The following is a 13,816-nucleotide window of genomic DNA, read 5'->3' as shown; positions in this document are numbered from 1 at the left end:
ATATGTTTGCAACGTCGCTATAAAGCAAACTATTTATGAAAATATTTCAGCAAATGCTTCAGCTCAGGGAACGCAAAAGAGGTTTCCATCTCATTACGTCCGAAGTTGTTAATGCCCTGCCTCAAATCCATGAGCTAAAAACCGGAATTTGCCAGGTATTTATCCAGCATACATCGGCATCACTAACCATTAATGAAAATGCCGATCCAACCGTAAGGCAGGATTTTGAAATGTATTTCAATAAAACCGTCCCCGAAAATGATCCCGACTATTTACACGATGACGAAGGCCCTGATGATATGCCTGCCCACCTCAAAGCTGCGATGCTTGGCAGTTCGGTAACCATTCCCATCCGTAACGGCAGGCTGGCTTTGGGCACGTGGCAGGGAATTTATTTGTGTGAACACCGCAACTATGGTGGCAACCGCATGCTGGTAATATCGGCCTGGGGCGAATAAATAAAGAATAAATGTTAATAATTATTGTAAAAAGCACAATTAATTTACACATTTGACTAACTATTGTAAATTAATACTTTTTTAACCGGTATAACACAGCAAATTTGCCATCTTATATCGAATGTTATTCTATATTTGTTTTTACCATAAAATTATTACTGATTATAAATGCTCAAGTATTCCAAGCAAACAAGGTTATTATTGGCTGTTGATTGTATCATTTTTGGCTTTGATGGCGAAGTTTTAAAAATTTTACTCATAAAGAGAGGCTTTCAGCCCGAAAAGGGAAACTGGAGCCTGATGGGCGGCTTTGTTCAGCCCGATGAAAGCCTTGACCAAAGCGCCAACAGAATTTTAAAGCAATTAACCGGTTTGGAGGGTGTGTACCTTGAACAGTTATATACATTTGGGCAGCCTCAGCGCGATCCAATTGAGCGAACCGTATCTGTGGCATACTTTGCGCTGGTTGATATCCATAAATATGAGGCCCAGATAAGTGACGATTATCAGGCCGAATGGTTTCAGCTTAAACGTGCCCCTAAATTGATATTTGACCAGCAGGAAATGGTTGAGCAGGCCCGCAAACGCATCCGTTACAAGGCTGCAATGCACCCTATCCTGTTTGAGCTTTTGCCCACCAAGTTTACCATACCGCAATTGCAAACCCTTTATGAGTGTGTGTTTAATACTACTATTGATAAACGCAATTTCAGTAAAAGAGTACTGGCTACCGGCTTGCTTATTAAACTGGCCGATAAAGATAAAGCAGGTTCAAAACGCGGTGCCTATTATTACCAGCTAAATATGCAAAACTACTATGCCAAGTTCCAGGCGTTTATGAATTTCATTCCTAATCCCGATTCCTTATAGATTTTCCAGGTAAAACGTTCAACTTAATCATATATAGATATTACCTGCAAAGTTTAATATGCCGGGGATATCATGGAACAACAGTTAAAACCAACTGTAGGCTAACCTATTTATTTAACATTCTCCAACAATACTACTTTTTTATCCGTATAATAGCTTTAGGCTATAATATGAACCGTTAGCCCGTTTTCAAATATTAGTTAATGAAAAAAAAAGTAAGCTTTTTAGTATTACTGTCGCTTGCTGTATCTGTATGTTTTGGCCAATTCAGGGAAGTTAATAAACTTAAAAAAGACCTTCCTTTAATTCATGACAGCCTACAGTATGTAAACACACTTAACAGGCTGGGCATGCTTATGTATGAGCAAAATATCGACAGCGCTTTTAGTTATGCTAAAAAGGCGAGAACTATAGCCGAACGGCTTGGCTATAAAGCAGGTAAAGCCGATGCCCTGAATGTTATAGGTATTGTTTATGATCTTAAAGGCAATCTGCAGCTTTCACTCCGTTATTATAATGAGGCTTATAACCTGTACAAAGAATTAAAAGACACCTCAAACGTTGTACAGGGTTTAATGAACATTGGTCTGGTATTTAATGAAACCCACGAAAATAAAAAAGCCATAGATTTTTTTAAACGCGCTATAAACACAGGTAAAACCCTGCAACGTGATTCTATTATGTCGCTGCTGTTATGTAACTATCTGCTCCTGTACCCTGAGCAGATACCAAAAGATTCGGTTGAAATTTACCTGGATAAGGCGCGGCAAATAGGGATCAAATTTAAAGATAACCGGATGCTGGTTGAAGCAGATCAGATCCAGGGTTTACTGTACCTGCAAAACAATGAGCGTGAAAGGGGCATAGCGTTATTGCAGCAAGCCGTTAACAATGGTTTAGCTATGGAGCTTTCTTATTTAAGCCTTGATATAGTTATTAATCTTGGCGATTTATATATGAGTAACGATACAGCAAAAGCTGTTAAATATTATAAGCAAGGGCTTTCCATTGCCGAAAAAAGTGGTTATCATTATTATGAAAAATTTTTCGGAAAAAAATTATATGATATTTATATAGCTCGAAACAACCTGGATGAAGTACAGCGTTACAGCGAAAAATTACTAAAGCTTTATGAAGATGAGGAAAAATTCGCCAACACATCGGGTGTCGATTACATTGACTATGCACTTAAAGATCAGGAGCTTGAAGCTATCACCATCCGAAGTCAAAACAGGCAGATCCTGGCTATTGTGCTGGGCATCTTATTTGTAATTACTGCTATCACCGTAATATTCACTTACCGGCTATACAACCTCAAAAAAAAGCACGGCCTTACACTTGAAGAACTTAACCGAACGGTACAACTAAGAAATGATAAACTGGAAGTGGATCATGAATTTAACAACCGGCTGGTATCCATTCTTGCACACGATTTCAGGCAGCCCATAGGTGCACTTAAAACACTGGCGACCGTACTTAAAGATGCCGATTCCTTTACACGGGAAGAATTGATGGAACTGGTAGATACCATGGAGCATTCTTCAAACATCTCGTTAGAAATTTTTGAAAACATATTGCAATGGATCAAACAACAGCTATCTGGCTTTGATTATAAAGCCGTGCCGCTACCGTTAAAAGAACTTATTGATGAGGCTATTCAACCCTTTAGCTTACTGGGCAAAGATCGCGGGCTTAAGTTTGTAAACACGGTTGATCCGGCTATTATCATTTACGCCGATAAAGAACTGGTACAATTCATCCATCGCAATTTTATACATAATGCCATCAAGTTTTCGCCCGATAACTCAACCATTACCGTTAGCGCATCGACAGGTAACGATGTAACCGTTTGCGTACAGGATGAAGGCAAAGGCATTTCGCCCGATAAGCTTCAATTGCTCTTTAATTTTAAGGCCAATATGCAGTACAGCAATGAAAAAGAAAAAGGTGCCGGCGTAGCACTCATGATCTGCAAGGATTTTACCGAAAAGATGAATGGACGCATCTGGGTTGAAAACAACCAGGTAAAGGGGGCGATTTTCTGTTACTCGCTGCCCAACATCCGTTGATATGTTATTGTAATTTTTAAATTACGAGTTGAAAAGCAATAGTTTAAGTTTGTAAATTTCAGGATCAAATACAGTTTCCCATAACCTGTTCTTAAACCTATAATTTATGAAAACTTACCTGTTACTGTTTGCAGCGCTGCTGCTTTCTGCTTATTCCTATGCCCAGCAGATACCCGCCCGTTGGGACGAGTTGGTCTCTTCTGATTTCCCTGCCGCACTCGAAAAATCGTCAAAAACCTGTATCCTGCCTATCGGGATCCTGGAAAAGCACGGCCCTCATTCTCCACTTGGTACGGACCTGATCCATGTGCGTGAGTGGGCCGCACATGCTGTTAAATCAGAATATGCTGTTGTATTCCCTGATTATTTTTACGGGCAAATTAACGAAGCACGCCACCAACCCGGAACATTCGCACTGCCAAGCAAAGTGATCTGGGATTTACTGGAAGCCACCTGCGATGAAATAGCCCGTAACGGCTTTGATAAAATAGTGATCCTGAACGGCCACGGTGGTAACCCGGAGTTTATTCAGTTCTTTATGCAATCGCTGCTTAACAAGCGCCATAACTATGCGGTATATTTTTATAACCCACATGGCGCTGATAAAGAATACACAGATCAATACCGCAAAATGCATAAATCGGCTATTGAGGGTGATCAGCATGCCGGGGAAAGTGAAACTGCATCAATGCTTTACTATCGCCCAGACCTGATGAAGATGGACAGGGCAGCATCACAATCGGGCGAGAACCAGCACCGCTTAAATTTAACCAATGTTTATACCCCTATATGGTGGTATGCCGCCTACCCTAATCACTACGCGGGCGAAGGCGCAAAGGCCACACCCGAATTTGGCAAATTCATAGCCGAACACGAAATAGCCAGCTTTATACAGGCACTAAAGGCTATCAAGGCCGATACGAGTACCATTAAACTCCAAAATGAGTTTTTTGATAAGGTGGATGCGTTGAACAAGTAAGTGTTAAAAAAATGTCATTGCGAGCGATAGCGTGGCAATCGCACAGAAGCATATCCGACCTGTATAGCATGCGATTGCTTCGTCGTTCCTCCTCAGCAATGACATATTTTTTTCAATCCTCGCTACCCCCCAAAACCTCATCAATCATCCCAAACGCTTTTGCTTCTTTAGCTATCATCCAATAATCGCGGTCGGATACTTCATGGATCCGTTCGTAACTCTGGCCGCTGTGTTTGGCTGCTATTTCATAAAGTTCCCTTTTCATTTTGGCTATCTGTATAGCAGCAATTTCAATGTCCGACTCCTGCCCCTGCGCACCACCTGATGGCTGGTGCAGCATTACCCTTGAATGCGGCAATGCAGCACGTTTGCCATGAGCACCCGCGCATAATAACGTAGATGCCATGGAAGCGGCCATACCTGTACAAATAGTAGCCACATCCGGCGATATGAATTGCATGGTATCATAGATCCCCAATCCGGCGTATACCGAGCCTCCCGGCGAATTGATATAGATCTGGATATCCTTTTTTGCATCTGCCGACTGCAGGAAAAGCAGTTGCGCCTGGATGATGTTAGCTACCTGCTCATCTATCGCAGTACCCAAAAAAATGATCCTATCCATCATCAGCCTCGAAAAAACATCCATTTGCGATATATTGAGCTGGCGCTCCTCCATAATATAGGGTGTCATACCCATGTTTATTTTGCTGTTGTTTACCTGTGCGATAAACCTGTCGACATGTAAACTTTGGACACGGCGGTGCCCCACCGCATATTTGCGGAACTCATTTTGATTGATATTCATAAAATTTAGCTTTTAGCGTTTGTGAAATAAACGCATGATCTTTTGCCTGAAACCTTCGTGTTCAGGCTGGTTGAACAGTTTTTGATGTACGGCTTCAATCTCGGCCCTGAAGTTATTGCGGCCGTATTGATGCACCAGGCTAAGGGTTTGCTTATGCCAGGCCATCTGCTGTTTAAGTTCTGGATTGATGATCAGTTTAGCTTGAAACAGCAACGCCTCATCGGGTTCGGCCAGTCCAAGCACATGATCGTCTATCTCTTTGATTTCATTCAATGAAGTCCGCATAGGTTAATGATTGTTCTTTAACTGTTTCCCTTACTTTTTCAATGCACTTGTACTTCTGTACCGTCGCTGAGCGCTCGCTTGTGTAACCAAATAAACCAGCAAGCTCTTTCATGGATAGTTTGTGGTAATAAAAAGCACTCAAAAGTTCCATGCATTTTTTGCCGGCAGTTTCCAGGTAATGCATAAGCTTATTTGTAGATAGCTGTTCATTGGCCTCATCAGCGAGATCAAAGTCACAACTATCAAGCGACAAATTGTTACTACCATCCCTAAACTTTTTAAACCACAGATGTTTGGCTATACCCAGCAGGTAGGCTTTTTCGCCTGCATGCAGGGGCAGGTCACCGTTAACAGTTTTCTCGTAATAAATAACAAGGGCATCCTGAAAAACGTCCTTTGCATCATCAAAAGAGCCGCCCATTTTACTTACATATTTCGCCACCGTTGGAAAAGCGCTTTTGTAAAGCCCCGTAATGAGTTCTTCTCTTTGGGCTGCCGGTTTATCAAAAACTATCTCATGTGCCATGATCATTGTGTTTAATAGTAAGTGCGTAAAACGGATATTATATCACCTTAAATTTAGAAAAAAATTAACAGAGCCGCCGGCAAACAACGAAGGATTGACAATATTATATCATTGTAAATTTAGAAAAAAATTAACTAACCCTTAAGGTGTTTAGAAGTGAAATCATAGCTAACTTGCTCATAAACAAATTGTTTGTGCTATTTTTTTTAAAAATATTATTTAAATAAAAATTAAATAGTATACCTTTATACAAAACCTATTATTATGAAAATTGTTATACCTACAACACTGCTTGCATTAGGTGTACTTACACTTTTTTCATGCAAAAAAGATCACAAATCCCCGACGCAAACAGACGACAAGCTTTACACGCTGAATTTCAGCACGAAGCCAAAGTTAACTACAATGCAGTCGAAGTTAGCGGTGAATTCCACGGATACCGCATTGACTAAAAACGTTAAGTATTTAACCTATTTGCTTTACGATAGCCAGGGGAATTTAAAAAAACAGGTAAACCAGGATTCTGCTTCTGCAAATTTTGGCACCTTTACCACCCAGGTACCAAACGGTACTTATTATGCTTATTTTCTGGGCAACAGCGTTGTAAACGGCGCGTCAGTTCGTTTAAGTGCTAACATTAATTTCAGAGATTCTCGCCTGGATATGTTTTATAAGGCCGATACGGTGATAGTGAATGGCAGTAATGTTAATGGTAGTGTGGCAATGAACCGCATAAGTTCCTTACTGGAGTTAAACATAGAGGATGCCATACCCAATGTTATAGCAAATATCCGTATCGTCGACTCTATACCTACAGGGGGAATTTTAATAAAGGACACTACATACGCAATTAATAGCTCTTATCCTAAATATGGAATTCTTCATGGTCATGCTTTCACCTACGCAGAAAAAGGCACTCACAACGTAAAGATACGGATGGCGGTATTCGTTCCCCAGGTTTTGCATACGATTAGATTAGATATTGGCGCAGTTGGTATCCCGGGATTCATCGGCAATCCTATCATCATAAAGAATGTCAGGTTTATGGCTAACGCTAAAACGGTATTATCCGGCACGGTATTCGACAAAGCGATCAATAACCAGGGTAATTTTCATATTAGCATAGAACCAGGCTGGGATACCATTAATGTAAACCTTTAACCTATTTTGAAATGAAAAAGTATTATTTTATCATAGAACTTCTGGTTGCCTGCAGCATATTTGTCTGGTCTTGCAAAAAGGATCATAAACAACTACAACCGGTTGAAACATCAAATAAAAAAACCTACAATGTAACTATAGGTGTAAGTGGTGGCGGCTTTACGCAACAAATAACTAATGCAACCAGCAATAAAATGCGTTCATTAGCCACAGCCGTCTCCGATTCTGCATCGTTGGCTGGCATTATTGATAAATTATATATCTACATCACTGATAATCAGCGGCATATTTTACATAAATTTATACAAAGCAAAAGTGATATTGGCTTTGGTACAGTAAAAACAACATTGCCTCCGGATTATTACATACTGGATATATTCGGTTGTAAGGATGGTGTTACTGTGACTTCCTCTGACGGAACTCTGTATTCAGGCGGTTATGTACAGGTAGATGCGGGAGGGAGTTCTGTTGGAGGAATTTATTATTCAAATTCATGGCCTGATAGTTTTAGTTACAATGGAGGATTGGATGTTCAATCATTTGATATCAACAAAACAGTTACTTTAAACCGCGTAATTTGCCAGGTAAAGGTTATAATTAAGGATGCTATACCGGCTTCCGTCAAAAGCATAAGGCTTAGTAGCCGTCCCTCCCTTCCCTCATATAATTTATTCGGAGATTTTTTCTCGGGCTTTGTTACCGGTGACGGTGGAGCTTCTGTTTTAGTTGCAATTCCAGATTCTTTGATTGGGAAAAAGGATTTCTCCCTATTTGTAAATACAGGCAGCGACACATCCAGTATTAATCACGGAAATTACTTTGCTCCGGAAATCAACTGTTATGGTACTAATAATAGCGTTATAACTGCCCGCACATTAGGTCAGATATTTTTGAATAGAAATCAACAGGTAGTTTATACAATTAACAATTTGTTTGGAGGTTCCGGCGCATCTTCAAACTCTTCATTCCAAGTGAGTGTAAATACCGGCTGGAAACCAACAGTTATAACTCAACCATTTTAAATATTGCCGGGCAATTAAGGGTTGCTGTAATTTGTAAAAAGGAGGATGTCTTAAACGATGAAGATATCCTCTTTTTTGTTTATTAGGGTAAGCGTAGCAAAAAGTTTTCTGCCAATAATTTTAGTGCCTTCTTTTTACTTATGAAACTATTTGGGCAAGCCTCTTCAAATTAAATTACCGATAAGCGTTTTTAAATACTATTTTTAGCGCCTCAAATATTGGTGCTTGAATATCAGCAAAATGATAGCTCAAACATCAATTCATATACGGTTAACAGCAACATAAAAATGAAAGTTTTAAAATTTGGTGGGACATCAGTAGGTAGCCCCGCCCGGATGAAAGCGCTGCTTGATATCATTAACCCGGCCGAGCGCCAGGTGGTGGTGCTATCGGCAGTATCAGGCACAACAAACAGCCTTGTAGAAATTGGACAAGCATACCTCGCCGGCGATAAGAAGAAGGCGGTGCAGCTGATTACTATCCTGAAGGATAAGTACGAAATTTTTATTAAGGAATTGTTTGCGAAGCCTGAGTTTTTAGCCCAGGGGAAAGAGGTTATCGACTACCATTTTTCATTACTGAGTAACCTTGCTAATGACCTGTTCACTCATATTGAAGATAAGATCATTGTAGCACAGGGCGAGTTGCTTTCAACTACCCTTTATCATGTTTATTTGAAGGAGATAGGCGTACCATCGGTACTGCTGCCTGCTTTGGACTTTATGAAGACAGATGAGGACAACGAACCTATTGTTGACCACATTACCGAAAACCTGTTTCCGTTGCTTGATAAACATCCTGAAGTGAACCTGTTTATTACCCAGGGCTATATTTGCCGCAATGCTTATGGCGAGATAGATAACCTGCGCCGTGGTGGCAGTGACTATACTGCATCATTAATTGGTGCCGGTATCCGCAGTGAAGAAGTACAGATCTGGACAGATATCGATGGCATGCACAATAACGATCCGCGGATCGTAAAAGGCACGCAGCCTATTGCCCAACTATCATTTGATGAGGCAGCCGAACTTGCCTATTTTGGTGCGAAGATCCTGCATCCGCAAAGTGTGTTCCCTGCTCAGAAATATAAGATCCCGGTTCGTTTGTTAAATACCATGGATCCTAAAGCGCAAGGCACCCTGATCACCAATACAAGCGAAAAGGATAAGATCAAATCTATCGCTGCTAAAGATGCCATTACGGCTATCAAAATCCAATCTAGCAGGATGCTTTTGGCACACGGTTTTTTACGTAAGGTGTTTGAAGTGTTTGAGCGCTATAAAACATCTATCGATATGATCACCACATCAGAAGTTGGTGTGTCTGTTACTATTGATGACACCACCTACCTGGGCGATATCACCAAAGAACTAAACGCTTACGGTTCGGTAGAAATTGATGTAAACCAAACTATTATTTGTGTAGTAGGTGATTTTGGAGCCGAAAAACACGGTTATGCCGCGCGCGTGCTGGAAGCTGTTAAACATATCCCTTTAAGGATGATCTCATACGGTGGCAGCGATCACAACCTGTCGTTACTGGTAAAAACCGAAGACAAGGTTGAAACTTTAAGGAGCTTACATAACAGGTTGTTTTAATTTCGGATCTGGGATTTTCGATTTCGGAATTAATTTATTTGAGATTTTAAATTTAAACGTCATTGCGGAGAACGAAGCAATTTGCAAGGCGCATAGTTCAGCATGATTTGATGATATACTACAATGTTTACAAGTAAAACTATAGATAAATTTAACGGTTTAGAAACTCCGTTTTATTACTACGATCTGGAGGTGCTTAAAAACACCCTGAGTGCCTGCCGAGATGCTTCTGCAAAGCATGGCTTCCATGTGCATTATGCCATGAAGGCCAATTTTAATCCAAAGGTTATCGATACCATTCAAACGTATGGCTTTGGCGCCGATTGCGTGAGCGGTGGCGAGGTAAAGGCGGCCATTGACCATGGCTTTGATAAAAGTAAAGTAGTATTTGCCGGCGTAGGCAAATCAGACAGGGAAATAAACCTGGCACTTGACGCCGATATCTTTTGCTTCAATGTAGAATCTATTCAGGAGCTTTTTATTATCGATGGCCTTGCCAAAGCGAAAAACAAAAAAGCAGGCGTGGCTATCCGCATCAATCCAAATGTTGATGCCCATACGCACCATTTTATCACCACCGGGCTTGATGAAAACAAGTTCGGGATCAATACATGGCAATTGCCTGATGTTGCTGCTGCACTGCGCAAATGTGATAACCTGCAGTTTTTAGGCATCCACTTCCACATTGGTTCGCAAATTACCGACCTTGAGGTTTATAAAAACCTTTGCACCCGCATCAATGAAATGCAAGACTGGTTTGAAGACCGCGGTTTCCCCATCAAAGTACTCAATACAGGCGGCGGTTTAGGTGTTGATTACTACAACCCCGATAATAACATTGCCGATTTTGAAGCTTACTTCCAGGTATTTAAAAACTTCCTGAATGTTAAGCCGGGGCAGGAAGTACATTTTGAGCTTGGCCGTGCACTGGTTGCGCAAAGCGCCTCATTGATATCACGCGTGTTGTATGTTAAAAACGGGCAGAAAAAGAATTTCCTGATCCTTGATGCCGGCATGACCGAACTGATACGCCCAATGCTTTACCAGGCTTATCACCAGATAGAAAACTTAAGCAGAAAAGACCATGGACCATGGACCATAGACCATGGTCTGAAATATGATGTAGTTGGCCCTATCTGTGAAAGCACAGATTGTTTCCAGAAGGATGTAACCCTGCCCGAATCATTCCGTGGTGATCTGATAGCAGTGCGTACAGCGGGTGCTTATGGCGAGGTAATGGCATCTGGCTATAACCTGCGCGACAGAGTTGGCAGCGTTTATTCTGAATAAGCTATTTAAACCTGTAGCCAAGTCTTAGCTGCACGTAGCTACCGGCTTCAACAATACCTATAAAATTTTTAATCTGCATAAAATAAGCAGCGGTTACAAAACCAGGATTATAAACCCTGTAGTCGTAATCGCTGTTTTTATTTCGGTACACATTATCGTTGCCGAATGTGCCGCCCCAGAAAAGCCGGAAACCAAACTGATTGGCAACTTTATTGGTATGAAATATAATTTCGGTTGTACCACCTAATGTAAACAGATCGGCGCGCGGATCAGTATAAAAGCCCGGCTTATTGGTAACGGCCTTCCTGAAATTAAGATAATCGCCAAACTCATGGCTGTAAGCTGCTTCAAAACCAATAAAACGAAAATCGATATGGCTACCGCTTACAAAAAAGTTGCCTGACAGCCTCCCTCCTGCCGCGCCGAAAAACTTATTTTTAAAATAGTTGGGGTCCTGTGGCTGCAGCTCGCTGTTATGATAGTTTCCTAACGTACCAAAAGCGCCGTAGGCAAGGTTAAAGTGGTCAAACACGTGCCCACGGCTTAAATTCAATTGCGCACTAACCAACTCGTCCGAGTAATTAGGGCTTTCATCAACCACCAATGCACCTGAAATGTAATTTGCCGATTTAACAACATCGGCAGATACCGGTTTTGGCAGATAAGCAATATCGCTATGGTGCATGGCCGGCGCATAAATATGATCACTGCACGAGCTGATGATCATACCGGCAACAAATAAAAGCAGGCTGAATTTAAGTTTCATCGTAAAAAGTCCGGATCAGGTTTATAAACAGGATTCTGAACAATAATACGTTAAAACAAGTGATAAAATAACAAACCCTACTGATCATTACACCAGGCCATTAATAAAATTATCGGTAAAGTCCTCAGCAAAATGAATCACATTCTGCAATGCTTCAAACTCTTCCAGTTGGTGGGTTGTAGTAAGTACTACCGCTTTCATACCTGCATTGGCAGCTGCTTCGGCACCTTTGGGTACATCTTCAAATACAATGCAGTCTGTGGGCAATGTACCCAGCAATTCCGCCGCTTTTAAAAAGGTTTCGGGATGAGGCTTACTTAACACCACATCATCGGCACTTACTATTGCTTTAAAATAATGCCTGATGTTAAGGTTATCCAGTACAAAATCAATATTAAAAGGAATTGCTGCCGAGCCAATAGCCATGGGGATACCAGCCTGATAAGCCTTCTCTAAAAACTCATATAAACCGGGTAAAAGTGCCAGGTGAGGTAAAAATTCGTCCTGGTAGCGCTGTTCCTTAAGGTACGAAAGTCTGTCCATTTCTTCTGTAGTAAAACGATCGGGGCCAAACATGCGCACTAATACTTCCTGATTTTTGCCGTACATCTGGGGTTTTACTTCGTCCCAGGTAAAATTACCGCCAAGATCAGTATTTAAGAGATATTGCCATGCTTTGGTATGATATGGCATATCATTGATCATGGTACCGTTAAGGTCAAATATAAAGGCCTTCATTTGCGTTGTTCTATTTTTAGGGAAATAAACCACAGTCGCGGTTATGCGGATGCAAACTTAACCTTTTAAAAACTAAACTCCGATGGCATCTTATATTCTTTAAACACATTGACGGATAATATTTGATACATGGGAGATGTTGGATGTGGCTGAATTATCGGACAAACTTTTTGAAGCTATTTTGTTGTGATATTCCTCCGGCGAAGTTCGCTGACTCAAAACTGAATGTTTTTGCATCTAAAACCATAGTTTTCAGCCATTAAACAAGCATTTACATGAGTTGAAATCTGATTTTAGATTCCTGATGTTTAATCATTTATTCGGCGGGCTGTCTCCCGGCCTATTTAGTTTACATCTAAATTAGGGTTATGGTATTGCTTTATTACGGTAAATTATCCATACCTTGGCCGCATTAATAAATAAAATAATGCAAAATCAAGGAACAGTAAAATTTTTCAACGAAACAAAAGGTTTCGGATTTATAGTGCCAAGCAATGGCGGTCCGGATATTTTTGTTCATTCAACAGGCCTTATTGACGAAGTTCGTGAAAACGACACCGTTGAATACGAAGTTGAAAACGGCCGTAAAGGTCTTAACGCGGTAAATGTAAAAGTTATATAATTATAATATAATCATTAAGCCTATCAGGCACTCAATTTTTTGAGTGCCTTTTTTATTGTTTTGCTTTTTGTTAATCTGCCAGGTATATAAACTTAATATTTAGGTATTATCTTCAAATAAAAACTGGCATTGTTGTTGTTTATCCTGTAATATCATAAATCGACTACACATAAAACAAACAAAGAACATGAAAGATCAAGCAAAAATTATAGCAGCACTATTGGTAGGTGCAGCAGCAGGTGCAGCTTTGGGTTTATTGTTAGCTCCCGAAAAAGGCACTGAATTAAGGGGCGATATTGCCGACTATATAAATGATTTGGTTGATACAGCCAAAACCAAAGCACAAACCACAGCCGGAGAGATTAAAGATTACAGCAATAATGTAATTGATAAAGCTAAAACCAAGTTTAGCGGCACTGTAAGCGATCTTTGGGATGCCAAAGATAAAGCTGTTGACGCAGCTAAATCAAAAGCCGATGAAATTGCAGGCAAAGCCGGCGATGCTGCCGAAAACGCAAAAGATAAAGTTAAAGCAACAGCTAATGACTGGAACAATTCTGTACAAAACGCATAATATTTAGTACTATCATAAAATAATAAAACCCGGCCAATATAGCCGGGTTT

15 protein-coding genes are annotated in these 13,816 nt (G+C 40.6%); 10 read left to right on the top strand and 5 right to left on the bottom strand.

Annotated features, from left to right (window positions below; genetic code table 11):
* Nucleotides 1-35 precede the first annotated feature (35 nt).
* The 4 genes from AC59JO_RS12945 (at nt 36) to AC59JO_RS12930 (ending at nt 4,376) form a co-directional block, all read left to right on the top strand.
* Nucleotides 36-458, top strand: coding sequence for a secondary thiamine-phosphate synthase enzyme YjbQ (locus tag AC59JO_RS12945; protein ID WP_413666601.1), 423 nt, complete (start codon nt 36-38; stop codon nt 456-458).
* Between the two features lie 168 nt (nt 459-626).
* On the top strand, nt 627-1,328 hold the full coding sequence (locus AC59JO_RS12940; RefSeq protein WP_413666600.1) for an NUDIX hydrolase: 702 nt from the start codon (nt 627-629) through the stop codon (nt 1,326-1,328).
* A gap of 203 nt (nt 1,329-1,531) precedes the next feature.
* Complete coding sequence (locus tag AC59JO_RS12935) at nt 1,532-3,397, top strand: tetratricopeptide repeat-containing sensor histidine kinase (protein ID WP_497305749.1); 1,866 nt, start codon at nt 1,532-1,534, stop codon at nt 3,395-3,397.
* Between the two features lie 106 nt (nt 3,398-3,503).
* Nucleotides 3,504-4,376: a creatininase family protein gene (locus AC59JO_RS12930; protein WP_497305747.1), complete on the top strand. Its 873-nt coding sequence runs from the start codon at nt 3,504-3,506 to the stop codon at nt 4,374-4,376.
* A gap of 112 nt (nt 4,377-4,488) precedes the next feature.
* Here AC59JO_RS12930 and AC59JO_RS12925 read toward each other — a convergent pair whose 3' ends face one another.
* The 3 genes from AC59JO_RS12925 to AC59JO_RS12915 are packed head-to-tail and all read right to left on the bottom strand — an operon-like array spanning nt 4,489 to nt 5,995.
* Entirely contained in the window at nt 4,489-5,184 is a 696-nt protein-coding gene (locus AC59JO_RS12925) for an ATP-dependent Clp protease proteolytic subunit (protein WP_413666597.1), read from the bottom strand.
* Between the two features lie 12 nt (nt 5,185-5,196).
* Nucleotides 5,197-5,469 (bottom strand): hypothetical protein, encoded by a 273-nt coding sequence (locus tag AC59JO_RS12920; protein ID WP_497305745.1) that lies wholly within the window; start codon nt 5,467-5,469, stop codon nt 5,197-5,199.
* On the bottom strand, nt 5,450-5,995 hold the full coding sequence (locus AC59JO_RS12915) for an RNA polymerase sigma factor (protein ID WP_497305743.1): 546 nt from the start codon (nt 5,993-5,995) through the stop codon (nt 5,450-5,452). Before AC59JO_RS12915 ends, AC59JO_RS12920 begins: the two co-directional genes overlap by 20 nt.
* Before the next feature lie 264 nt (nt 5,996-6,259).
* Here AC59JO_RS12915 and AC59JO_RS12910 point away from each other — a divergent pair, with 264 nt between their 5' ends.
* From AC59JO_RS12910 to lysA, 4 genes are all read left to right on the top strand, one after another.
* Complete coding sequence (locus AC59JO_RS12910) at nt 6,260-7,156, top strand: hypothetical protein (protein WP_497305741.1); 897 nt, start codon at nt 6,260-6,262, stop codon at nt 7,154-7,156.
* Between the two features lie 11 nt (nt 7,157-7,167).
* Nucleotides 7,168-8,178: a hypothetical protein gene (locus AC59JO_RS12905; protein ID WP_497305739.1), complete on the top strand. Its 1,011-nt coding sequence runs from the start codon at nt 7,168-7,170 to the stop codon at nt 8,176-8,178.
* Nucleotides 8,179-8,465: 287 nt separating this feature from the next.
* Complete coding sequence (locus AC59JO_RS12900; protein WP_497305737.1) at nt 8,466-9,776, top strand: aspartate kinase; 1,311 nt, start codon at nt 8,466-8,468, stop codon at nt 9,774-9,776.
* Between the two features lie 123 nt (nt 9,777-9,899).
* The gene (gene lysA / locus AC59JO_RS12895) at nt 9,900-11,066 is read left to right on the top strand and encodes a diaminopimelate decarboxylase (RefSeq protein ID WP_413666591.1); all 1,167 of its coding nucleotides are present in this window, start codon (nt 9,900-9,902) and stop codon (nt 11,064-11,066) included.
* A gap of 1 nt (nt 11,067) precedes the next feature.
* On the opposite strand, the gene AC59JO_RS12890 is transcribed toward lysA, so the two are convergent.
* Together AC59JO_RS12890 and AC59JO_RS12885 are read right to left on the bottom strand one after the other, a co-directional pair.
* Nucleotides 11,068-11,832, bottom strand: coding sequence for a hypothetical protein (locus tag AC59JO_RS12890; protein ID WP_497305735.1), 765 nt, complete (start codon nt 11,830-11,832; stop codon nt 11,068-11,070).
* 87 nt (nt 11,833-11,919) lie between these two features.
* Nucleotides 11,920-12,570, bottom strand: coding sequence for an HAD family hydrolase (locus tag AC59JO_RS12885; RefSeq protein WP_497305733.1), 651 nt, complete (start codon nt 12,568-12,570; stop codon nt 11,920-11,922).
* Nucleotides 12,571-12,997: 427 nt separating this feature from the next.
* On the opposite strand from AC59JO_RS12885, the gene AC59JO_RS12880 reads away from it, so the two are divergent.
* The gene (locus AC59JO_RS12880; protein ID WP_090533335.1) at nt 12,998-13,192 is read left to right on the top strand and encodes a cold-shock protein; all 195 of its coding nucleotides are present in this window, start codon (nt 12,998-13,000) and stop codon (nt 13,190-13,192) included.
* 187 nt (nt 13,193-13,379) lie between these two features.
* Entirely contained in the window at nt 13,380-13,766 is a 387-nt protein-coding gene (locus AC59JO_RS12875; RefSeq protein ID WP_413666588.1) for a YtxH domain-containing protein, read from the top strand.
* Nucleotides 13,767-13,816 lie beyond the last annotated feature (50 nt).

The sequence above is a fragment of the Mucilaginibacter sp. A5337 genome (genome assembly GCF_059690695.1).
Note: the sequence above shows the minus strand (reverse complement) of the source record. Positions and strands in the feature narration are given on the sequence as shown.